Origin of the sequence: Bacteroides mucinivorans, assembly GCF_034654355.2 — a bacterium.
GTDB classification, from domain to species: Bacteria; Bacteroidota; Bacteroidia; order Bacteroidales; family Bacteroidaceae; genus Bacteroides; species Bacteroides nordii.
Window position 1 is genome coordinate 1,629,429 of the sequence record NZ_CP178179.1, and the last position, 23,761, is coordinate 1,653,189.

The 23,761-nt window shown below is 38.6% G+C and carries 14 protein-coding genes; 4 read left to right on the forward strand and 10 right to left on the reverse strand.

Translation table 11 applies throughout. The features are described from left to right. Positions 1-507: 507 nt before the first annotated feature. The 6 genes from VCM39_RS05665 to VCM39_RS05690 form a co-directional block, all read right to left on the reverse strand. Positions 508-948, reverse strand: a complete 441-nt coding sequence (locus VCM39_RS05665) for a hypothetical protein (RefSeq protein WP_322933283.1) — start codon at positions 946-948, stop codon at positions 508-510. A gap of 86 nt (positions 949-1,034) precedes the next feature. After that, positions 1,035-1,586, reverse strand: coding sequence for a hypothetical protein (locus tag VCM39_RS05670; protein WP_322933284.1), 552 nt, complete (start codon positions 1,584-1,586; stop codon positions 1,035-1,037). Positions 1,587-1,755: 169 nt separating this feature from the next. Then, entirely contained in the window at positions 1,756-2,196 is a 441-nt protein-coding gene (locus tag VCM39_RS05675) for a hypothetical protein (RefSeq protein WP_322933285.1), read from the reverse strand. Between the two features lie 123 nt (positions 2,197-2,319). Beyond that, entirely contained in the window at positions 2,320-2,928 is a 609-nt protein-coding gene (locus VCM39_RS05680) for a hypothetical protein (protein WP_322933286.1), read from the reverse strand. A gap of 7 nt (positions 2,929-2,935) precedes the next feature. After that, the gene (locus VCM39_RS05685; protein WP_322933287.1) at positions 2,936-3,922 is read right to left on the reverse strand and encodes a hypothetical protein; all 987 of its coding nucleotides are present in this window, start codon (positions 3,920-3,922) and stop codon (positions 2,936-2,938) included. A gap of 22 nt (positions 3,923-3,944) precedes the next feature. Continuing rightward, positions 3,945-5,279, reverse strand: coding sequence for a hypothetical protein (locus VCM39_RS05690; protein WP_322933288.1), 1,335 nt, complete (start codon positions 5,277-5,279; stop codon positions 3,945-3,947). A gap of 839 nt (positions 5,280-6,118) precedes the next feature. On the opposite strand from VCM39_RS05690, the gene VCM39_RS05695 reads away from it, so the two are divergent. From VCM39_RS05695 to VCM39_RS05710, 4 genes are read left to right on the forward strand one after another with little or no spacing between them, the layout of a single operon-like run. Further along, entirely contained in the window at positions 6,119-11,695 is a 5,577-nt protein-coding gene (locus VCM39_RS05695) for a carboxypeptidase-like regulatory domain-containing protein (RefSeq protein WP_322933289.1), read from the forward strand. Positions 11,696-11,698: 3 nt separating this feature from the next. Further along, complete coding sequence (locus VCM39_RS05700; RefSeq protein WP_221649878.1) at positions 11,699-14,431, forward strand: substrate-binding domain-containing protein; 2,733 nt, start codon at positions 11,699-11,701, stop codon at positions 14,429-14,431. A 9-nt stretch (positions 14,432-14,440) separates the two neighbouring features. After that, on the forward strand, positions 14,441-14,779 hold the full coding sequence (locus VCM39_RS05705) for an MGMT family protein (RefSeq protein WP_195660587.1): 339 nt from the start codon (positions 14,441-14,443) through the stop codon (positions 14,777-14,779). A 28-nt stretch (positions 14,780-14,807) separates the two neighbouring features. Continuing rightward, positions 14,808-17,660 carry a bifunctional fucokinase/fucose-1-phosphate guanylyltransferase gene (locus tag VCM39_RS05710; protein ID WP_322933290.1) on the forward strand — a complete coding sequence of 951 codons (2,853 nt, stop codon included), beginning with the start codon at positions 14,808-14,810 and terminating at the stop codon, positions 17,658-17,660. Between the two features lie 194 nt (positions 17,661-17,854). On the opposite strand, the gene VCM39_RS05715 is transcribed toward VCM39_RS05710, so the two are convergent. The 4 genes from VCM39_RS05715 to VCM39_RS05730 form a co-directional block, all read right to left on the reverse strand. After that, positions 17,855-18,184, reverse strand: coding sequence for a PAS domain-containing protein (locus VCM39_RS05715; RefSeq protein WP_221649876.1), 330 nt, complete (start codon positions 18,182-18,184; stop codon positions 17,855-17,857). 104 nt (positions 18,185-18,288) lie between these two features. Further along, positions 18,289-21,339: a leucine-rich repeat protein gene (locus VCM39_RS05720; protein WP_322933292.1), complete on the reverse strand. Its 3,051-nt coding sequence runs from the start codon at positions 21,337-21,339 to the stop codon at positions 18,289-18,291. A gap of 309 nt (positions 21,340-21,648) precedes the next feature. Then, positions 21,649-22,563, reverse strand: coding sequence for a T9SS type A sorting domain-containing protein (locus VCM39_RS05725; protein ID WP_221649874.1), 915 nt, complete (start codon positions 22,561-22,563; stop codon positions 21,649-21,651). Positions 22,564-22,624: 61 nt separating this feature from the next. Next, the gene (locus tag VCM39_RS05730) at positions 22,625-23,527 is read right to left on the reverse strand and encodes a T9SS type A sorting domain-containing protein (protein WP_322933293.1); all 903 of its coding nucleotides are present in this window, start codon (positions 23,525-23,527) and stop codon (positions 22,625-22,627) included. Positions 23,528-23,761: the final 234 nt, after the last annotated feature.

Sequence of the window (23,761 nt, forward strand, 5' to 3'; positions counted from 1 at the left end):
TATTGATTTTGTTTTAATTTTAATAAATTACCTACCTGGCACTATGTTTTATATATCTGTAAGTTGCTTGCTGCTACCGTATTTAAAGTGAACTTATATAGAAAATAGTATCGATACCCAACTGATTAAAATAGTTAAGATTATAATAGTAATTATTTTGTGTTTCTTTATCCAGGAACGATAAAAAAATGAACTTATAACAAAAGATGTCATACAAATAAAAGGGGTTAGATAAAAAGAATATACCAAAAAAGTAAGAGCATCTACCTTGATTTTTTGAATAAAGATAGTTCCACATATGACTAATAATATTATTACTGTTATTAAAGTAAGCAATGTTATTTTAATGGGATTCATAAATGATTGTAATTGATTATTTTATATACCATTTTATTCCACTGGGTATAGATTTAGTTGTCCAGTGTAGGGTCTTCCACAGATTATCGATTGTGCTTTTTAGACCAGTGTTCTAACCATACCATTGTACATTTACATTTTCGGTATAAATCATTTGACCCGAGGTAACCACTCCAATCGTTTTGCACTTAATAATCTATATGTATGTTGATTTATTCTGAGTGAATCAGAACCTTTTTCTTTTATAACAGAATCATTTAATTCTGTAATCTTATAAATGGATTCGGGTACGTTGATCAGTACAGTGCTGTCATCCGGTTCGAAAAAGTAATAATCATAAAAAAATTGATGTCCCATTGGAGGTAGAATTGCAGTTGAATCATATTTTATCATGAGTTGATATGGATAGCGTTTTATGATTTTACCAGAAAAACTAGATTGTCTAAAATAAGATTTCTGTCTGGTAAAAATATGTTCCAAATCTGTCTGTGTTTCATACAATGTATGACCAATTATAACAATAATAGTAAGTGCACATCCTGTGAAAATACTGGCTATAATTATTAATATTCTCTTTCTGTTTTTCTTCATCTTCTATTATTGATTTTGCTGAGTATAGATATGGGAAAATTATGTTATAACAAGAATTATTACTCAATTATTTAGCAAGCTCTAATTTAATACTTCTTTTTGACTTTTATTTTGTCGATATTTTTATATCCATATAAATAATTATTGTAAATAAAATATATTGTACTATCTACGGCAGTAAAATATACAGTATCGTTTCGAGCGAAAACAATTCCTCTTTCATTCTCACCACCAATTGATAAACCCAGTTCAGGGCTATATTCGATACTATAATAACTACCATCTCTATTAATGCCGTCACACGATATGGTATATTTGACTCCGTCAATAAAAAACTCCCAACTATCCATATTAATACGTCTGTTAATTTCAATATACTGTACAAAAAAAAGGTACACTAAAAAAGAAGATAAGAAAGCATTAATCACTAAAAAAGGTGTATAATACATCTTGATAAAATAGAATATGCCAGCAATCACTAAATTGGCTAAAAATACTATAGGAATAATAAATAATAAAATAATACTAAGGCTACTATCAGGTTGAGTGTACAGTGTCCAACAACCAACCATAATTATATCAATAATCAATAGTATCGACAACGTTTTGATATTCTTTTTAGAAAATAATGTTTTCATTGTATACTTAGTTTTTCATGAAATAAATTTTTTTTGCGTCAGAATATAGTAATGGATTTCTTGACGTTTTTACATGGTTTTTCTTTATCAATATTTTAAAGAGTTACTACATGAATTTGTATTCTGATATTCTAACTATACCATTGTACATTTACATTTTCGGTATAAATCATTTGTCCCGAGGTAACCACTCTAATCGTTTTTCACTTAATAATCTATATGTATGTTGATTTATTCTGAGTGAATCAGAACCTTTTTCTTTTATAACAGAATCATTTAATTCTGTAATCTTATAAATGGATTCGGGTACGTTGATCAGTACAGTGCTGTCATCCGGTTCGAAAAAGTAATAATCATAAAAAAATTGATGTCCCATTGGAGGTAGAATTGCAGTTGAATCATATTTTATCATGAGTTGATATGGATAGCGTTTTATGATTTTACCAGAAAAACTAGATTGTCTAAAATAAGATTTCTGTTTAGTAAAAGCTTGTTCCGCGGCAGCTTGTATTTCATACAACTCATGACCAATTATAACAATAATAGTAAGTGCACACCCTGCGAAAATACTGGCTATAATTATTAATATTCTCTTTCTATTTTTCTTCATCTTCTATTTCAGTATAGATTTCATATAGTGTTGTATACAGTCAAAAATATAGTAGAATGTTGTTCACGATCAGACTAAATAAAGTATCATATACATTATCTTTTGCCATCTTTCATGAATTATTCAATTGAATGTAAATGTCTTATTTTTATTATTGTTAGCCGTCAACATCAGAATGATATTATCAATGACTTTATCTTCATACTGTTTTGATGAACGTATATGTTCTATTTCTTTAAGAATCTTATTTTGGTCTTCTATTATTCTTTTTACTAAAAATAGGTCATACAATGATTCTTCGTTTGGATTTTTATTTAAATAGAGTTGAATCTCATTGATAAGTTCTTTGAATAATTGATTTCTATTTACTGTGTCACCTTTAGATTCCAATATAGCAACTTCAAATGCTTTTATATACATATCCTTTTTATAATTAGTTGAGAAATCTGATGAATTAAATGATTCAACATATTTCTTTCCTCCTTCGTAGTCTTTTAATAAATACCTAATTGAAAGATTCAGTTCAAAAACTTTTCTTTTTACAGGTTTGCAATCAATACTATCTAAATATAGTTTTGCTTCTTCCAGACATAATGTACTATCTGTTAGTGAATATTGAAGCCAGTGATTGAGAGCTTTTTCATAAAGAGAGTTACATCTTTCGCTATTTCCATTTGAACAAGATGAAAATAGTGATAATAAAATGAGTATATAAGTGATTCTATAATACATAAATTTGTTATTTAACAGTCCACGTATGTTTAAATGAAATAGGTATAGGTAACACATTACCTCCTGGATAAATTGTAACAGGAGTTTGACCGCCTGGAGTACTAACCCACCAGTTTCCACTTATTTGAATCTGAGATAGTTTAGAACTTGTGGATAAGCCTGCTTTTGGAATATCTATCGTTGAGGTTTTTACAGATGAACCTTCTGGAAGCACTTGTGCTCCGTTTGGTGTCTTTAAAGTGGAAGTATAAGTTTTACTGCCATATTGAACATTGACCATACCATTACTTTCCAAATTTCCATCTACATTTGAACTAGAACTGACTTCTATTACTTTTATTTGAACTCCGTTAAATACCCTTTCTCCATTATTGTAAGAAATGTTGGTGTCAATTGTAGCATTACTATTTTCTTTTACATTTACCATATGAGAGATAGCATACCTACCTAACTCTGCATCTGAAGCTATTGATCCCAATTTATTAGTATTTAATGTTGGAAACGAATAATTTAACCCCAGATGCGTAAGTATATCGGAATTGGCAGATCCTACATATTGATATCCTTCCGGCATTGTTGACTTTGATGTAATATCATTTCTCCATTCATAATTAGTTGTGCCATTTGCAACAATCCAATCTTTTCCGTCCGGATCAATGTACTTCACCGGGTTATTCATACAATATGCATAAGGACTGATTGAATAATACTTTTCACAATGTGGGTCAATCGACATACTTTGTAATTCCGGCTTTAATTCGATCAGTGAGTCTGTATCGTCCACAAATCCAACTACTTCGTTTGTTTTTGTATTGAATAATACCTCACCAATTTCCACAATCTCCTCCTGATCGTGAAATTCTTTCTTTTCGCCAAAAGTATATACATCTGCTTTATAACCTAAACGGGTAAACGGATTGCCTTCAGCATGCTGCGCTTGCAACTCAAAACAAGTTGCAATTACTAAAATGACGAGTCCTGTAAATTTCTTCATATCCGTATCTTATTTAAGATTATTATTTCACTGTTTTTCTCATAACGGGCTGAGGGTGTTTAACGTCCTCTTTTTTGAGTTTATCCACATGACGCAACCAGCGTGCGTAAATCTCTTTGGGCATATCTTCATAACCGCTATCGTCAATTTCTTTGTAAAGTTGGTGCATACGTTCATGATGTTTGTAAGCTTCCGGAGAGATTCTTTTTAAAGTTTCCGGATTGGGAGCGTTCAATAATCGGGCAATTTCTAAGGTCAGTCTGGTTTCATAATTAGCTTCCATAATCTTACTATAGATATCATGCGGTGCATAAATCTCTGCTGTGTGTATACAATTCAAAATGAATGGATCATAACCATATTTTATAAGGTAATATTGTCCTAACATGGTAAGCAGGGAAGCAACTGTTTCCTTTTTGCTTAGTGGCGTCATATAAAGTTTGTTACGAATAGCTTCACTTTTGATATAACTACTATTCATATAGTGATAATCGCTTAAAACGGAGCGACAGGTTAGCTCCAAATTATACCAGGCACCCTTATCATCCTGTATCTTCACAAACGAATGTCGGGGTGCTAAAGAGAGATAAGCTTTTGCTCCCAATCTTTCTGCCAGAATCAGATAGAGAAGAGGCATGGAATGACACTGCCCTACATTGGTTGCCAGCAGAGTTGTAACAAAATGGCTGGTGAAATTCTTTTGGCTGTCGTAGTCATCCAAATTGTATTTCAAGGGATAGTGGGTGATTGTCTTTTCCGTTCCGGGTTGCCTGATATTCAACGTATCGGTAAGCAGACTGAAGATTACCATGTTTTGGGCCAGTCCGTCATGTGGGTCAAGTTTTAATTCTTTCATTCGCCATTTGCAATAGTCCACTCTTTCATTGATACTCTTTTGGAAATTATCAAAGTTCAATTGATTACCCGAATAGGCATTTTCTATCAGAAAGACGGCTCTTTCAATATTTAGAGGAATGGAATCGGATAACATGCTGCTGAGTTCCTGATAGGCAGAACGAAAGAATTCCGTACCGGGTACGCCTGCCTGGGATGGAAAACCGCGTTGTGCCAGAGAGTAAGCTATGTTTTGGCACTCCTCAATCTCTTTCATCATACTGACTGCTGCATCTATCTCTTGTTGTGTTCTTTGATTACGTCGCTCTAATTCATTAGGATCATATGCATTAGACTGTGCTCTTTTAATAAAGGGAGATGGGGTACTGGAATGAGTTTGTGGGTTGATGTTTATTCCATAAGTGTCCATAGTGGCGGGCTGGGGGACCGGAATAATGGGTAATTGAGCATATAGGTGCCAACTACATAAGATGACGAAGAATATGGTTAACGATTTCTTCATTGTAGCAGTTGCTAATGATAATGTTCGCAATATAAGGATTTATTATTGACTAATCAAAGAAAATACTGGAAAAGTGAGAGTAAGTAGAGAAATAATCCCTTTCCTCACCAATACACATTTGTTTTCTTATGTTATCGAATGCAATACCATGATGGAATTAGTAAAAGTTTCAAGAAAATGCAGTTATCCTGTCTTTTTGTTCTTATATGATCGCTTTTTATAACACACTTATTCTAATCATTGCTATAACTGGAGAATAAATTGCATAATAATGTAAATTATTACCCCTGTTTTATTGCATAATCTTCCTTTATTTGGATAGTTATGCATATTTACCCGGCATGTTATCTTAATTTTCCCTATATGATAAGTTCGGTTCCTCTACGAGGAACAACTTGAACCTCGTAGAGAAACGACTCGAGACTCTACGAGAAAAAATAAAACCGCCTTAAAAGACGTTTTCGGATGCTAACTGACGACTAAATTCACCCCAATATTAATTGTTAAAAGTATAGTTAAAGAGATTTATAAAGTTGAATTGTGTAACGAATATCAAAAGAATAAGATGTTTTTGTTATGTAATTTTCCGAAAACCGTACAATGAGAATTGTCAAAACTGGAAATGCCGAAGATTTTTATCACTTGTGAGAAACCTTCCCTGAATTAGAGGATTCCAGAGGATCAGGAATGTCACTTTGTCAAATTGCAAGTAGGTATGTACTGTGTATCTCGATCATAGAACAATCACTTATTAGAACTTACTTTCTTGTTCTTTGCCTTTTCCTTATCAATAATTTAAAAGAAACTTTGTATCTTTGAACACTGTAATGCCTTCATAAATGACGAAAAGGAATGCTATGAATGTCTCCCGAAGTATGATAAAAAACTTCTGTGTATTGGGATTACTACTCGTCTCCCTGTCTACTCTTGCACAACCTCTGGTCTGGAAAGATGTTCCGGATGAAACTTTTGTTTTCAAGCTCAGCGATAAGGAAGTATTGAAACTTCTTAAAGGACGTTTCCGCCCTAAGGACTGGGAGAGAGTGCTTACTACTCCTTTTACTTCTTTCTCGGAGAAATGGGAAGAACAACCGGCTGAGGGACATTTTATTTTTGCCAATATTGAGAGAAATAAAATTAATTACAGCTATCATCCTGTTATTCCTTTTCAGGTATTTCTTTTCAAAGAATATGGCGCACTTACTTTGCAGGTGGTAGATGCCGAAGGTGATATCCGTAATGATGCCAAAGTACGTCTGGATTATAACCGTCTCTCGTATGATAACTCCAGCCAAACATATAGTTATGAAGACTGGTCGGAAGAAGAAGATCATATTCTTACTGTTGAGTTGGATAAGTTTCGGGCTGTTTTCGACCTGAAAAAACATCTCGTTCCTTCCTGGTATTCAGATTATTGGAATCGGGAGGAGAGTCGTCCCAGCTTTTATAGCTATATGATAACAGATAAAAATAAATACAAACCGGGTGAAACGGTTCGTTTCAAATCATATGCCTTGTCCGGCAACAGACACCCATTGAAGCAGGAGCTTTCTTTGTGGATGCGGACAAAGGGATATCAGTTTAAAAAAATATTAACTTTGCTTCCCTATCATCCGGGAGGTTTTGCCGGAGAATTCCAGTTGGACGATTCATTGAAGCTGGAACTCGACCGTCTATACTCTATCCAGTTACGTGATAAACGGGGACGGGTAGCGGCTACTACCAATTTTCGTTATGAAGACTATGAATTGACAGGAAGTAAATTGGAAGCTAAGCTTCATTCGGATGTGCAGTACGCTTCGCAGGTAAATAAGTTGGAGGTTGTTGCGACAGATGCCAATGGATTGCCTTTGCAAGAAATGGAGGTGGAGATCACCGTTCGGCTTCGCACAATACTGCATTCTTACATAAGTGTACTGTCATTGCCGGATACCTTGATGTTTCGCCGTATCAGTCTGGATGCAGCAGGGAAAACGCATCTTGAGATTCCTGCCGATATATTTGGTCCGTCAGATTGCGCATACGAGGTGAATGTACTTTTACTGACGCCGGACAATGAGCGGAGAGAACAACGATGCCGTGCCACTTTTTATCATTCACACTACGAATTGCAGTATCATACCCGGGGGGACTCTTTACGTTTTGCATTTTTAGACAAGGGAGTGGAGAGAAGTGTAGAAGCTGAGTTAATATGTGGGAATGATAAAAAGATCCTGAAGATTCATCTACCTTATGAGCAGAAATTTAGCCAGGCTGCTACGGGTTATCTTTTAAGAGTACCGGCTTTTAACTACGAATCACGTATTGCAGTAGCAGATATGAATAGTCAGTTGGATTTGAAAGGGGAGATAGATAGCGACTCATTGAAAGCTTGCCTGACGAATCCTTTGAATTTGGATGTGTCGTGGTATGTCTATCAAGGTAATCAGCTTTTGCAAAAGGGGGCGGGAAAGGAGCTGGACTTGCATATTGGTGACATTGATACTCGAGCGGTTTATTACATTGAAGTGTTCTATTTCATGGGAAATGAAGAGAGATCACTGAAACGTGTGTATCGTGTTTACCCCAACAGCCTGTCTGTGGAAACGAATCTGCCGAAGCGAATTTATCCGGGACAGAGAGTAGATGCTACATTACACGTACGCGATAGATACGGAGAGCCTGTGCCGAATGTAGATCTTACCGCTTTTTCTGTAAACTCTCAGTTGGGATATGATATACCTGATTTGCCTTATTATGGAGCCGAACCACAGGCACGTGAGCAACGGGCGAGTTACTCGATGAAGCAGAAAAACTATTTGCATTCTGCCTCATTGGATTTTGAACATTGGAATAGATTGGCGCATCTTGATCGCTTGCCTTATTATCGGTTCATATATCCTTCCGGGCAATTGTTCAGACATGTGATGGATACACCCGATGGCAGTACTCAGTTTGCACCTTACGTGATGATGGGAGGGAAGTCCGTAACTATTTATGTGATAGAATTGAATGATAAGCCTTGTTACTTTTCGTGGACTAAACAACCGCAAGGATACTCTTTCCGGATACCGTCCGAATCATCCAAACAAAAAGTGACTATACGCTTGTGTGACAGGGCTATTGTGTTGGATTCTATCTCATTTGAGAAAGGAAAGAAGACCATCCTGAGCCTGGATATGGAGCAGGTTCCGGAGGAAGCAAAAACAGTCTGGCTGAAAACAATCCGGGACAGGCAGGGGCGAACTGTTTTTTCCCGTAAAGAGGAAGAACGGTACCAGTCTTATCTCTGTCGTCTTCCCGTACCGGATGGAGTAGAATATACTTGTCTGGAGGGAGAATTTGGCAAGATGTGTCCGGTTTATCTCAATTACGCACTTCCGCGTATGAAAAGTGTATTGGTTGGTCCGGTAGAGCCGGGATATTGGAAGTATGCCAATGGGGTAGAGTATCGGCACGAGGGTGGTTTTGCTTATGAATTTGAAGGCAATGTGGTTTATAAATATTCAGAAGAGCTTTGTCCTGAATATCTTAGTTTTTCATCTACTGATGTAATAACCAACCTGAATGATTTTTATTTCACACCGGAAGTATTTCGGCAGTTTGTAGAGAAATGCAGGCAGAGAAATGCCTGGCATCCGCAAAACATCTGCATTGCCCAATCGGATAAAGCGCTAAATCTTCGGTTACCCGTAGAAAAAGACTCTACCGGAGTGGCTGGTTTATTATTTGAAGATCGGATTACCCGGAAAGTTTCTTATCCGGATATGATTGTTAAAAATGGGAACAGGAATCTTGAGATCCCTACAGGTGTATATAATATTATTGTTCTTTATAATAACGGGAAATATCTGAAACGGGATAGTATTGAATTGCGTCCTTGTCATCATGTGGATATCAATATGGAAATGTCGGTATGGCACGAGCGGGATTCTCTCTCTTCACAGTGGTTGGCATTGCAAAGACACCTTGGTACGTTCTCTTTGAAACCGGCTTATCGTGAATTAAGGCTGACGAAAACGCGTTGGGCAGGCAGAGATAAAGTGTCTGGTTATGTATATATTGAAGGAGATGACGAACCGTTGACTGGCGTTTCGGTCGTAGAGAAGGGAACCAGAAATGGTGCTGTTACAGATATTGACGGATATTTTGAGTTGATGTGCGAACGTGGAGGTAATAGTACGCTGGAATTCAGTTTTATCGGAATGCAAACAAAGGAAGTGGAAGTAAGGCCTAATACGGAGTTGATTGTTATGATGAAGGAGGATAATTTGGCGCTTGATGAAGTAGTAGTAACGGGGTATGGAACCAGAGTCCGGTCTGCTCTCGCCGGTTCTGTGAGTGGTCTTTTAACTACAACTACGAGAAGTGGTGCTGATGCTATCCCTCCCGAAGAAGAACTTCCGGATGAAGAGGCGAAAACTTCTGAAGAGGCTGAACATAAGCTGTATGATGAATTGATGCAACTGAACGGGCTTCGTCGTAATTTCTCTGATGTAGGTTTTTGGGAACCGAAGTTGTATACGGATAAAGAAGGCAAAGCGCAGTTTAATGTGACTTTTCCTGATAATATAACAAAATGGGATGCAGTGGTTTATGCTATGAATCGTAAACTGAATTCCGGTACTTACCGTCAGTCGATACAATCCTACAAACCGCTGATGGCGGAATTGAAAACACCGCGTTTCCTGACTGTGGGCGATACAACTAATTTTACTGGGACAATACGTAATTATACGAAAGAGGAAGAGGTAAAAGGGAGTACCGTTTTTTGTGTTGAGGCCGACACGTTGATGAGACAGGAGGTAAGATTAAAAGGAACTTATAGTATAGGATTGCCTGTGCAGGTTACCACGTCGGATAGTATGAAGGTCGGTTATATTTTTACTCGTGACGATGGTTACAGAGATGGAGAAGAGCATATGATTCCTGTAGTTGCACAGGGGACTGAGTTGTCAAAAGGATCTCTTTGTGTTTTGCAAAAGGATGAAACGGTGAAGGTGAAAGCCGGGCCGGGGGAGGAAGTCAGGGTGGAACTTAGCGGAAGCCAGTTAGATAGTTATCAGGATGCTGTTAATTATTTAGGGAGATATCGTTATTGGTGTAATGAACAATTGGCTTCTAAACTGATAGGGCTGTTGGGACAAAAAAAGATAGCTTATTATAAAGCTGAAAAGTTTACGGGTGAGAAGGAGATAATAAAGATTATTCGCCGTCTGGTCAATAATCAGAATGACGAACAGCTTTGGGGATGGTGGGGACGTACGACAGAATCTTCTTTATGGATGTCGGGACATATTCTGAAAGCCTTGAAGATGGCTATGGAAGATGGTTATGAGGTTCGGATTAACTTAGATAAATTGAGAGTACGTTATGAATTGGCACAGCCTTTCAGAGGGAAACGATTAGAGGATGTATACCTGTTGCATGCTTTGTGGTATTGGGGGGCGGAACAGGATTATGCGGCAATATTCCGCTTGCTGAATCCATTGGTAGAGCAATGTGAGGCAAAAGAAAATACCTTAAAAGAAGCTGATAAATCGTATTTACCTCAATCCTGTCTCAAAGAAAAACTGTTGCTTTGGGAGATGTTACAATCGCAGGTTAGTGTGGCCGACAGTATTCGCAGGTACCTGAAAGAAGATGCGCTGGGTGGAGTATATTGTACGGACGACCGAAGATTATCCTACTGTGATTACACCGGATTGGAAAATACGCTGATCGCTTATCGGATAATCAAGAGTGAACCTTCTTTGAGTCACTTAAAAGAAGCAATGCAATGGCATATTCTTCGTACGCGAAATACGGGTTGGAATACTTACCAGGCTTCTTTGGCAGTGGCAACTGTGTTGGATGATTTACTGGATGGGCAATCTCAACAAGGTGTTCCGGCAATTGTAGAACTCACAGGAAAGGAAAATCGGCAAATAACAGAGTTTCCTTATACCATCCGTTTAGCTGCCGGCGAGTCTCTGGTGCTGACCCGTAAAGAGGGGATACCTCTAATACTTAGTTCATCTATCGTAAAGCGGGTGACGGAAGCTAATGGGGGTGATGCATTTGAAGTACAGTCTGTTTTTGAGGGTGGTGACCGGTTGAAAGCAGGAGAACCTGCTACACTGGTGGTCACTCTCAATGTAAAGCAAGCTGGAGCAGAATATGTGATGCTGGAAGTACCGATTCCTGCATCCTGTAGCTATAATTCTAAAATAAATAGTAATATTTCGGAGGTACATCGCGAATATTTTAAAGAAAAAACCGTTATCTTTTGTGAGAAGTTACCAGTAGGAAAACATCTTTTCCGCATTTCGTTGCTCCCGCGTTATACAGGGACCTATTCACTTAATCCGGCGAAAGTGGAGTTGATGTATTTTCCGGTAGTGAATGCAAATAATGAGATACGTAATATACAAGTCACAGAAAGAAGAACAGAATAAATTATGAGATATATTGTTTCAGTCGTACTTTTTATACTTGTCTTGACCTCCTGCAAGAGGGATACTCCGCGCTATGTAATCGGTATGTCTCAGTGTAGTGATGACAGCTGGCGGCATAAGATGAATGATGAAATATTGCGCGAAGCTATGTTTTATGAAGGGGTGTCTGTAGAGATACGTTCGGCACATGACGATAACCGGAGGCAACAGGAAGATATTCAGTATTTTATTGATAAGAAGGTGGATCTGCTGATTGTTACGCCCAATGAGGCAGCACCGATTACACCAATAGTGGAAGAGGCTTTTGACAAAGGTATTCCCGTGATTGTGGTGGACAGAAAGATTCTTTCTGATAAATATACTGCTTTTATGGGAGCAGATAATTATGAGATAGGGCGCGAAGTAGGAAAATACCTTGCTGCCAAACTGGGTGGTAAAGGAAACATAGTAGAGCTTACCGGCCTGAGCGGTTCAACTCCGGCTATGGAGAGGCACCAGGGATTTATGAGTGCCATTAGTCGTTATCCGGATATCCATCTGCTGGCCAGGGCCGATGCTGCATGGGAACGTGAACCGGGACGGATCATTATGGATTCTTTATTGCGGATTTATCCGAAGATAGATGCCGTATACTCCCATAATGACCGCATCGCACCGGGAGCTTTTGAAGCGGCTGAAAAGCTGGGGCGGGCTAAAGATATTGTTTTTGTGGGTATTGATGCCTTGCCGGGCAAAGGGAATGGAGTAGAGTTGGTGTTGGACAGTGTGTTGGATGCAACCTTTATTTATCCTACCAATGGAGATAAGGTACTGGAAATGGCAATGAACATTCTCGAAAAGAAGCCTTTTGCACGTGAAACCACGATGGAGACTGCCATTGTAGATCCGGTTAACGCTCCGGTAATGAAGCTCCAGACTGCTCATATCGCTGAGTTGGATAAAAAGATTGAAACGCTGAACGGACGTATCAGTGGTTATCTCTCCCGCTATGCCAATCAGCAAGTGGTGCTTTATGGTAGTTTGCTTGTATTACTGCTGGTAGCCGGATTGTTGCTGGTGGCTTATAAAGCGCTTCGTGTCAAAAATAGGTTGAATATTGAACTGTCCAAACAAAAGAAGCAGCTTGAAGAGCAGCGGGATACTCTCTCCGAACAACGTGATCAGTTGATACAGCTTTCGCATCAGCTGGAAGAAGCTACTCATGCCAAACTGGTGTTTTTCACAAATATCTCTCACGATTTCCGTACTCCGTTGACATTGGTTGCCGACCCGGTAGAGCAATTACTTGCAGACAAAGACCTTTCCGGTGATCAGCATCGGTTGTTGTTGCTTGTTCAGCGCAATGTGAATATTTTGTTGCGTCTGGTCAATCAGATTCTGGACTTCCGTAAGTACGAGAATGGCAAAATGGAGTATACTCCTGTCGCGATAGATATGTTGCAGTGTTTTGAAAACTGGAACGAATCTTTCCTTGCAGCGGCACGTAAGAAGCACATTCGCTTCTCTTTTGATAGTATGCCTGATACAGATTATCATACACTTGCCGATGTAGAGAAATTAGAGCGGATTTACTTTAATCTTCTTTCCAATGCGTTTAAGTTTACACCGGAGAATGGAAAGGTTACGGTTCGTCTTTCCGCACAGGAAAAAGAAGGGCAGAACTTCTTTCGTTTTACAGTAGCCAATACCGGCAGCCTTATCTCGGCAGAACATATCTGTAGCATTTTCGACCGTTTCTATAAGATAGATATGCATCATGCAGGGTCGGGTATCGGGCTTGCATTGGTCAAAGCTTTTGTAGAGATGCATGGTGGTACGATACAGGTAGAAAGTGACGAACGTCAGGGGACGATCTTTACGGTAGAACTACCGGTATGTAGTTGTACGCCAGTTGCCGATACATTGTCTTTGGAAGTGTCCGGCCAGGAATTGCCTGTTGAGTTTTCAGAAGATGAAGAGGAACAGGAGTCGGGCTATGATTCATCGCGGATGTCTGTGCTGATTATTGATGATAATGCGGATATACGTTCGTACGTCCATGGACTGCTTAAGGCAGAATATTCTGTGATTGAGGCTGCCAATGGTTCCGAAGGTATCCGGAAGGCAATGAAGTATGTACCTGACTTGATTATCTCGGATGTTATGATGCCGGGTATGGATGGTATCGAGTGCTGCCGCCGGTTGAAGAGCGAGCTGCAGACGTGTCACATTCCTGTGATATTACTGACTGCCTGTTCGCTGGACGAACAGCGTATACAGGGCTATGACGGTGGGGCAGATTCATACATTTCCAAACCTTTTAGTTCACAGTTGCTGCTGGCACGTATCCGTAATCTGATAGATTCGCACCAACGGTTGAAGCAATTTTTTGGTGATCGGCAGACATTGGCAAAGGAGGATATCTGTGATATGGATAAAGACTTTGTTGAAAAGTTCAAGACGATTATTGAAGAGAAGATGAGTGATTCCGCGTTGAATGTAGAAGACTTAGGAAAAGATATGGGACTAAGCCGTGTACAGCTCTATCGTAAAATAAAATCGTTGACCAATTATGCTCCTAATGAATTGCTGCGTATGGCACGTCTGAAGCGGGCGGCTTCCTTGTTGGCTTCTTCAGAACTGACGGTGGCGGAGATTGCTTATGAAGTGGGATTTACTTCTCCTTCTTATTTTACAAAGTGTTATAAGGAACAGTTTGGGGAGAGTCCGACGGAGTTTTTGAAACGTAAAAGATAAAGAAACGGAATGAAAGATTATAAGGTTGGTAAAGAAACCATGTCCGATACCTTCTGCCGGGAGGTGTATGCAGTGGTACAGGATATTCCTGCCGGGAAAGTAATCTCTTATGGAGAGATAGCCGCTTTGCTGGGAAAACCACAATGTTCACGCATGGTGGGACGTAGTTTGAAGCAGGTACCGTCTGACTTGAATCTTCCTTGTCACCGGGTAGTCAATGCGCAGGGTAGGCTTGTTCCCGGGTGGGAAGAGCAACGGACCTTGTTGCAACTCGAAGGTGTCTGCTTCAAAAAGAGTGGCAATGTAGATATGGCCCGGTGCCTATGGAAATACGATGAAATACGTTAATACATACAAATAAGATATCAGATATATCATGAAGAAATTATTATCTCTTCCTCCGAATCTGGTGCACTGCTTTCATGAACTGGAAGAAGTAGATGCCTCAGAATGGTTTTGTACTTCCGATCCTGTTGGAGCAAAGTTAGGTTCGGGTGGTGGAACAACTTGGTTGTTGCAGGCATGTCATGAGAATTATGCTTCTAAAGAGTCTTTTTCAAACTGGTTGGGAACTGAGAAACGAATTTTACTACACGCCGGAGGGCAGAGCCGGAGACTTCCGGGATATGCCCCTTCCGGGAAAATTCTTACGCCGATCCCTGTTTTCAGTTGGGAGCGTGGACAGAAGTTAGGGCAGAATCTACTCTCTTTGCAATTGCCGCTTTATGAGAGAATTATGAGTATGGCTCCGGAAAATATACATACACTGATAGCCAGTGGAGATGTTTATATCCGTTCGGAGAAACCGTTACAGGAGATTCCTCAAGCTGATGTGGTATGTTATGGGCTTTGGGTCAATCCCTCATTAGCTACGCATCACGGAGTGTTTGTCTCTGATCGTAAGACACCGGATATTCTCGACTTTATGCTGCAAAAGCCCTCTCTTGCAGAACTGGAAGGACTGGCAAAAACACATCTGTTTTTGATGGATATTGGGATATGGTTGCTTAGCGACCGTGCTGTGGAATTGCTGATGAAGCGTTCTCTTGATACTAATTCGGGAGAGATTACCTATTATGATCTTTATTCAGATTATGGACTTGCATTAGGTAGTCATCCCAAAATAGAAGATGCCGAACTGAATAGTCTTTCTGTCGCTATACTGCCTTTACCCGGGGGAGAGTTTTACCACTATGGCACGAGCCGTGAGTTAATCTCTTCTACATTGGCTGTACAGGATAAAGTGCGTGATCAGCGATTAATCATGCATCGTAAGGTAAAACCCAATCCCGCCATCTTTGTACAAAACGCTTCTACCAGTGTCTCTTTCTCTTCTCAAAATGCCAACTTATGGATTGAGAATAGTTATGTGGGGAAAGGCTGGAAACTGGGATCTCGTCAGATTATTACCGGAGTACCGGAGAATGATTGGGAGATAACGGTACCCGATGGTATTTGTTTGGATGTAGTTCCTATGGGAGAAGCTGGATTCGTGGCACGCCCATATGGACTGGATGACGTGTTTAAGGGCGCATTGGATTCACCCGGTACTCTGTTTACTGGTATTCCTTTTGTTGAATGGATGGAACAGCGTGGCATTACCTGGAATGACATTCAGGGGTGTACGGATGATTTGCAAGCAGCTTCCATCTTTCCAATGACGGAGTCGGTTGATGAACTTGGCTTATTGTTGCGTTGGATGACAACGGAACCTAATCTGGCAGAAGGATGTGTGTTGTGGCTGAACTGTATGAAGTTCTCTGCTGATGAAATTTCTGCCCGTGCCAATCTGCAACGGCTTTATGCTCAACGTACTGCTTTTCGTCGAGAAAACTGGAAGGGCTTGTCAGACAATTATGAGAAGAGTGTTTTCTATCAGCTCGATTTGGAAGATGCTGCCCATGAATTTGTAAATCTCGGACTTGAAGTGCCCCAGGCACTGCCGGATGATACTGCACAGTTATTGCAAATGCATAACCGGATGTTGAGGGCGCGCGTGATGGAGTTGAAAAATGATCCGGGCAGCAAGGAAGAAGAGAAAGAGGCATTCAATCTTTTGCGAAATGGCTTACTAGGGCAGGTTTGCAAGCAGAAATGTAATCCGAAGCTGAATGTTTATTCCGATCAGATTGTATGGGGACGTAGTCCTGTACGTATCGACGTGGCCGGTGGCTGGACAGATACTCCTCCTTATTCGCTTTATTCGGGGGGAAATGTGGTGAATCTGGCTATTGAACTGAACGGGCAACCTCCTTTGCAGGTATACGTCAAAACTTGTAAAGAACCTCATGTTGTACTTCGTTCCATAGATATGGGAGCGATGGAAGTGGTGAATACGTACGAAGAGTTGCAGGATTACCGAAAAATAGGTTCTCCTTTCTCTATACCTAAAGCTGCATTGGCGCTAGCTGGCTTTGTTCCTCAGTTCTCGGAGGTGCAATATGATTCTTTGAGGGAACAGTTAGAAGCTTTTGGTGCTGGTATTGAAGTTACATTGCTTGCAGCTATACCGGCAGGTTCCGGACTGGGAACAAGTTCTATTCTTGCTTCTACTGTGTTGGGAGCAATCAATGATTTCTGTGGTTTGGCATGGGATAAGAATGAGATTTGTCGTTGTACATTGGTATTGGAGCAGTTGCTTACCACGGGAGGAGGCTGGCAAGATCAATATGGTGGCGTTTTCTCCGGAGTTAAGTTGTTGCAAACGGAATCCGGATTTGACCAGACTCCGTTAGTACGTTGGTTACCCGATCAGTTATTTACGAATCCTGAATATCGGGATTGTCATTTGCTTTATTATACTGGTATAACCCGTACGGCAAAAGGAATTTTAGGAGAGATTGTTCGTTCTATGTTCCTTAATTCCGGGAATCATCTTGCTTTGTTGTCAGAGATGAAAATACATGCTTTGGATATGAATGAGGCTATTTTACGTGGTAACTTCGCAAATTACGGTAAGTTGGTAGGAAAGAGCTGGATACAGAATAAAGCACTTGATGCCGGTACAAATCCACCGGAAGTGGAGAAGATTATCCGTTTGATTGAAGATTATACTTTAGGGCATAAGTTGCCGGGAGCCGGTGGTGGCGGATATCTGTATATGGTTGCCAAAGATCCGCAGGCGGCCGTTCAGATTCGTCGGATACTCACAGAATATGCGCCTAACCCTTGTGCACGATTTGTAGAAATGACTTTGTCTGACAAAGGGTTACAGGTATCAAGAAGTTAGTTCATGATTGTACGAATATGAATAAATTTACGATTAGACGATTGACGATGTACGATTGGGATTACTCTATCTCTAATAGCGCTGAAACAGGCTTTTAAGAGAGCAACTTCAATCGTACATCGTCAATCGTCTAATCGTAAATTTATTTATTCCTGTATGGTTATGTAAGTGAAAGTAATCTTTTCGTGATGATTTTATTTTCGTATGTGATGCGGCATCTCTTCCGGAAGTTCCATTGATATTTCTACCAGACCACCTACTATCCCTTCGTTAAACCAGGGTGTTTGATAGATCATTTTCTTGATGCCATTTTTCTCTATCGTGTAGGCATTACTGCCACCTGTTGCCAGCATCTCACGTATCTTCTCCTGTGATTGTAGATTGTGGCAATCGAAAAGATTCTTGCCAATCAGATCACCGTGTTTGGCAAATGTTTTACATGCTTTATCATTCATAAAAAGGATAACTCCTTTGGTGTCACATACTGTGACAGCACAATTCATTTCTTTAGCCCATTCGTACATATTGCTTATTCTCCTTTTTTAATTTTACTCAGCAAAGATAGTTCTATGATTTAAAAAAGAAAAGGGAGAAACCCTTTTAAAATGTCTCTCCCTTCTTAAATAGATTATTTAATAATGACTTTCTGCAAAAGCTTATCCACTTTTATCAAATAAATACCCGAATGATCTATCTGTATCATTTCCATATCTTTTGCTTTATGAATAACTGTTTGGCATACGCCCTGTAAGTTATATATGGAGATCATTTTTTCTTGTGCATTTTCTATCCAAAGAGAAGAGCCTTCTACTCTTATGCAAATATTGCTGGAAGTTGATATGTCTTCAATACTTGTAGGCGTTGTAGAAAATGTCCCTATTTGTTCGGATAGGGTTTTATTAGATTTATCATTTGCAATTAAGCTATAATAATAGGTAACTTCCGGTTTTAAATCCGTCACACGGAAAGAAAGTTCGGAGGCTGTACGAGTGACTAATTCGCCTTCTGCATCAAATTGATAAGAAGCGATCTCTTTCTTCATATCTATGTCCGAATATATTTTTAATATGTATTCATTCGTATCATCTATTGTTTCCCATGTAAAATTAACTGCATTACTTTCTGTGTTGATGATCAGTGAATTTTCATTTTGTACAGGTATAAATACGGCTAATAAATTTTTGTTTTCATTGATAGCAAAGGAGTAATTATCTTCTTCGCTAACTATTTCTCCGTTATCCATCCAACATTTGAAACGATAGCCGGAGTTTGCTCGTGCTGACAAGTTTACCATGGCTCCTTGCTGGTATTCAGTGATTCCTAAAATAATACCTGCATTCAATATATTTTTAGTCACATTAACAGTCAGGGGTGCTTCTTCCTGCATATAGAAAAATTTCTTCCAGCCATCACTTGCCTTATAGAGGTCTGTAGTGTTATAGGGGATGTGGAGTTTACAAGTGGTGACTCTGATTCCGGTAAAACTATTGTCGTAGGCAGCAGCGGGAGCAGCTCCCTTGCAATAGATATCAGTTAAACCAGCACAACCGTAAAGTGCTTTTTCACCAACCATGTATAAGGTATAAGGAAGTGTGATTTCTTTAATGGTAGAGCAACCATAGAAAGCACCATATTGAAGCTCTTCACATTCTTCTGTAACTGTTACTTTCTTTAAATTGACAGGTAAATAATACGTTTTAGATTTGCTATCCTGATAATATTGAGTAACAGCTTTCATTCCGGAATTAGAGTCGGCACTAAAAAGATCGCCAAATAATCCTTGTACCCCTGTAGCGGTTTCTTTTACTCCTGTACCAACAAAAGGGATAGTGAGTTCTTCCAGTTTACTTAAATTAGAAAGCATCTCGCTACTTAAGCCTTCAAGACTACCTATATTTAAAGAAATAAGAGATTTTGGAAAGCTCCAGGTTTCCATACTTTTTACTTTCGGCAAAAGTAGTATTTGTAATTTATCACAGTTATTTAAAAAACCTGACTCTGTAGAAGTAGCTACGGGAAGGCTTAGAACTTCAAGGTTAGAGCAATTTTGAAAAGCATACTTTCCTATAAAATCGACCAGCGAAAGATTGACATTTTTGAGATTAGTACAGCCATAGAAAGATTCTTCACCAATGGAAGTAGCTACAGGCAAATCTACACTTTTAAGATTAGTACAATTGGAAAACGCATTCTTATCAATTGATGTAGCTATGGGTAAACTTATATTTTTAAGGTTTGTACAACCAAAAAATGTATTATCTCCAATAGAGGTGGCCATAGGAAGATTTGCAACTTTTAGATTTGAACAACCATTAAAAACGCCATAATACCAATAATTATATCCACCATAACGACAAGAAAAATCCGATTGTTTCGTCACATTTATTTCCGTTAGCGACGACGGAATATAATAACTGTAAATCCAAGATCCATCACGCCCGTATGTAACAATGATATAACCTTGTTCAGGGTTTATTGTTTTGTAGTTATTTTTTGATTCAAACAGAGAGCCGAGATGATGCCGTAGATTAAGAGAAGAACCAATAAATGGTAAAGAGAGTTTCTGCAAATTGCGACAACCTGAAAAAATAGAATTTCCTATTTCAATAACGTTATTGGGGATAGTGATAGATGTTAACTCGGTACAGTCGGAGAAGGCATAATTCCCTATGCTGATGATCTGATCAGGAACAGTATAAACTGATGATTTAGCATTGAGATAAGCCAATAGTTTTGTTTTCTCTTTATTACATAAGAGACCATCGAGGGTAGAAAATGATTTATTATTATCTGAAACAATGAATTCTTTCAAATGAGTGCAATATTTAAAAGATTGAGGATCGATAGTAGTTACACTACTTGGTATTTCAATAGAGAGTAAACCGTTGCAACCATAAAATGCATATTTGCCTATACTAACCACACTATTAGGAATTGTCACCGAAGTTAGGTTATCACAGCCATAAAAAGTATTATATTTGATATTTGTCACGCTATTTGGGATAGAATAAGTCTTTGATTTTGCATTGGGATAAGCCACTAACTCTGTTTTATCTTTATTGAACAAGACGCCATCCATAGTAGAGAATAAAGGATTATCATCTGAGATTATAAATTCTTTTAACCCTAAACAGCCTGCGAAATATATTTGATCTATTCTTTCTAAACTATTAGGGGTTGTAATGGAAGTTAAGTAGGTGCATCCTTCAAAGGCATAACTACTAATAGTCTCCACTCCATCAGGAATAACATATGAAGTCGATTTTGCGTTGGGAGGATAGGCGTATAGCCATGTTTCGTTAAATGCAAACAGAACACCCTCCTTTGAGGAATACTGGCTGTTACCAGAAGATACACTGAAATACTTTAAAGCTTTGCAACCGGAAAAGGCATGATTTCCTATAGATGATACATTCGACCCAATAGAAATAGAAATTAATTGGGTACAATCTCTGAAAGCGTTATCACTAATAGAGTTAACAGAGTAGTATATATCGCCACGTACTACTGTTTGTGGGATTGTGACTTCACCCGAATATGAATTAAAATTGGGGCTTCCATAAGTTACTTCTACACCGGGTGAGAGTAAATTATAATAGATTCCATCTTTTTCAAAATCATACGTCCATCCTTTGACTGTCAATAGTAAATAGCACAATAGTAGTAGGCTTTTTTTCATAATATAAATTGTTTGTTGTTTTGCTGTTTCCTCTATTCAGCGTCTTATTTTTTTTATTATAAAGGGGCGTGGGGAATGATTAATGTCATATTCTATAGTATAAAAAGATGATTTTCTACGATGAATAGGGCATTAAAACGCTCTTTATGTCTTCATAAACCTTAATATTCAGAACTAAAATAATAGAGAAGGGGAGGAAGTTATAGTTAAAAGAATTTCTATTATTTAAATAGGTAATCTCCTCTTTTATCTACTACTTCTCCCCTCTTTGGTATCTCTTCTTCTCAAAGTAGGAGAGTGGATTTATATTTATTGTACAATCACTTTGCCTGTACTGATAGCCTTCCCCCCGGATACTACATTATAGATATACATCCCTTTCAGACGGTGTGTCGGTACTTTTACTTCACTGCTTATGATAGCCTGGCGATAAACCATGTGACCGCTCTGATCACATAATTCAATGAAATTACCGGAAGCTACATTCTCTTCTCCCACTTCGATAGTAAATGTTTCGTTCTGGCGTACTGGATTAGGATATCCTTTAAATTCAGCCATTTTGGTGAATTTAATGCCTGAGCTATTGCCTTTTATTATTTTATAGAAAGTAGTAAGTGTTAGGTCACTGCTATTGTGGGCACGTTTCTCGCTGAGTATATAATGGTTATCTCCCATTTTTACAACATTTAAGTATGAGTAAGGTTGGCCGGAACCGGGATAATCAGTAATTGCATCTGTTGGAATTTCTGTTAAGACCTTTCCATTTTCATCGAGGATCTCAGCTTTGGTCAGTTTCCATTCTTTTCGTTCGTAAGACTCACTATTTTCAACTGTATAGACATAGGTACCCCGAATATATTCCCATTTTTCATCATTATTGAAAAGTGTTTGAGTGGCAGGGCTCCCTTCTCCACCATCATGTTCTGCATTTACCATTTGGTATTCAATTAGTGAATATACGGTTGCTCCAATATCAAAAGACTGATTGTAATCATGTTCTACATCTTTTACTATGATATTTTTCACATTGTGTATTTCGTCATTGTAAATACTGATTGTGCGGTCTGTTTTGTTTTCATTATCTAATATGGAAAAGAAGTAATCTTCATTTACGAAATTGTGAATAAAGTAACAGGCCTTTTCGAATACTTGGGGTTCTCCAAAACTTTGCCCTTGCACATTTAAAGCTATTGCAGTAAATATGCCAAATAATAGTTTCTTCATTTGTTCTGTTTGTTTAAATAATTGTTGTAGAAAATTGATGTGTAAATGAGATTGATAGAACTTATTGTACTATCACTTTACCTGTACTGATAGCCTTACCTCCAGATATTATATTATAGATATACATCCCTTTCATACGACGTGTTGGTACTTTAACTTCGCTGTTTGTGATAGCCTGGCGATAAACCATGCGACCGCTCTGATCACATAATTCAATGAAATTGCCGGAAACTACATTTTCTTCTCCCACTTCGATAGTAAATGTTTCGTTTTGGCGTACCGGATTAGGATAACTTTTAAAGCTGGCGGTTTTGGTGAAGCTTACACCCGATCCTCCTTTGCTTTTATTGAGTTTCCAATAGGAGGTGTTGTAAGCTGGTTCTCCGGGATCAACAGGCCCATTGAGTTCTTCGTCATTCACTATGTAATAGTTGTCGCCAATTTGGGTTAATTCAACCGATATCTCTAACATATCATATCCTGCATAGAACTCGACAGCTTCTACAGGGAGAGTGCCTAATATTTCTCCGTCTTCATTGATAACTTCTGCTTTTTGAAGTATATATTCATATCGCTCACCTGTCGTCTGCTTTTCGAAAGTACAAAATACATATTCTATTTTGTCATCGTCATTGAATAGATACTGGCTCAATAAAGAACCACTATAGGCATCATATCCGGTTAAATTATCCATGTCTAAATCGACAATGCCATAAGCCATGTTATCTTCACGATTAAAAACCGCATTCTTTACAGTGAATTTTCTGGATTTCTGTAATTCATCATTATAGATGTCAACAATGTAATCTTTGTTACTTTCTGTGATGGTATACAGAAATGGTTTGTCGACAAAAAAATGTGCGATTTCACTTCTTTCTTTCATCACTACCGGTGTATCGGTTAAACTCTGTCCTTGCACATTCAGAGCAAGTACAGTAAACATTCCAAGTAATAGTTTTTTCATAATAATGTTTGTTTTTATAATTAAAATGTGACACGAAGTTAGGCATTTATATGTAAAGTATAAAACGCTATTTTGGAGAATGATGCCTGTTTGGATATATTCAGGGGCTATTGGTGCTTATTTGATGGTTATGTTGCAAAAAAATATTGTTCTTTTGTATAACTTTTCTTCTTTGATAAGTAAATGTGTCTGAACAAAAGCCAAAGAGGCATTGTTCTATTTGTACCGTGAGTT

Excerpts from the sequence above, each read along its gene's own strand:
- VCM39_RS05665 (WP_322933283.1), bottom strand. The coding sequence starts at position 948 with ATGAAGAAAAACAGAAAGAGAATATTAATAATTATAGCCAGTATTTTC.
- VCM39_RS05670 (WP_322933284.1), bottom strand. The coding sequence starts at position 1,586 with ATGAAAACATTATTTTCTAAAAAGAATATCAAAACGTTGTCGATACTA.
- VCM39_RS05675 (WP_322933285.1), bottom strand. The coding sequence starts at position 2,196 with ATGAAGAAAAATAGAAAGAGAATATTAATAATTATAGCCAGTATTTTC.
- VCM39_RS05680 (WP_322933286.1), bottom strand. The coding sequence starts at position 2,928 with ATGTATTATAGAATCACTTATATACTCATTTTATTATCACTATTTTCA.
- VCM39_RS05685 (WP_322933287.1), bottom strand. The coding sequence starts at position 3,922 with ATGAAGAAATTTACAGGACTCGTCATTTTAGTAATTGCAACTTGTTTT.
- VCM39_RS05690 (WP_322933288.1), bottom strand. The coding sequence starts at position 5,279 with ATGAAGAAATCGTTAACCATATTCTTCGTCATCTTATGTAGTTGGCAC.
- VCM39_RS05695 (WP_322933289.1), top strand. The coding sequence starts at position 6,119 with ATGACGAAAAGGAATGCTATGAATGTCTCCCGAAGTATGATAAAAAAC.
- VCM39_RS05700 (WP_221649878.1), top strand. The coding sequence starts at position 11,699 with ATGAGATATATTGTTTCAGTCGTACTTTTTATACTTGTCTTGACCTCC.
- VCM39_RS05705 (WP_195660587.1), top strand. The coding sequence starts at position 14,441 with ATGAAAGATTATAAGGTTGGTAAAGAAACCATGTCCGATACCTTCTGC.
- VCM39_RS05710 (WP_322933290.1), top strand. The coding sequence starts at position 14,808 with ATGAAGAAATTATTATCTCTTCCTCCGAATCTGGTGCACTGCTTTCAT.
- VCM39_RS05715 (WP_221649876.1), bottom strand. The coding sequence starts at position 18,184 with ATGTACGAATGGGCTAAAGAAATGAATTGTGCTGTCACAGTATGTGAC.
- VCM39_RS05720 (WP_322933292.1), bottom strand. The coding sequence starts at position 21,339 with ATGAAAAAAAGCCTACTACTATTGTGCTATTTACTATTGACAGTCAAA.
- VCM39_RS05725 (WP_221649874.1), bottom strand. The coding sequence starts at position 22,563 with ATGAAGAAACTATTATTTGGCATATTTACTGCAATAGCTTTAAATGTG.
- VCM39_RS05730 (WP_322933293.1), bottom strand. The coding sequence starts at position 23,527 with ATGAAAAAACTATTACTTGGAATGTTTACTGTACTTGCTCTGAATGTG.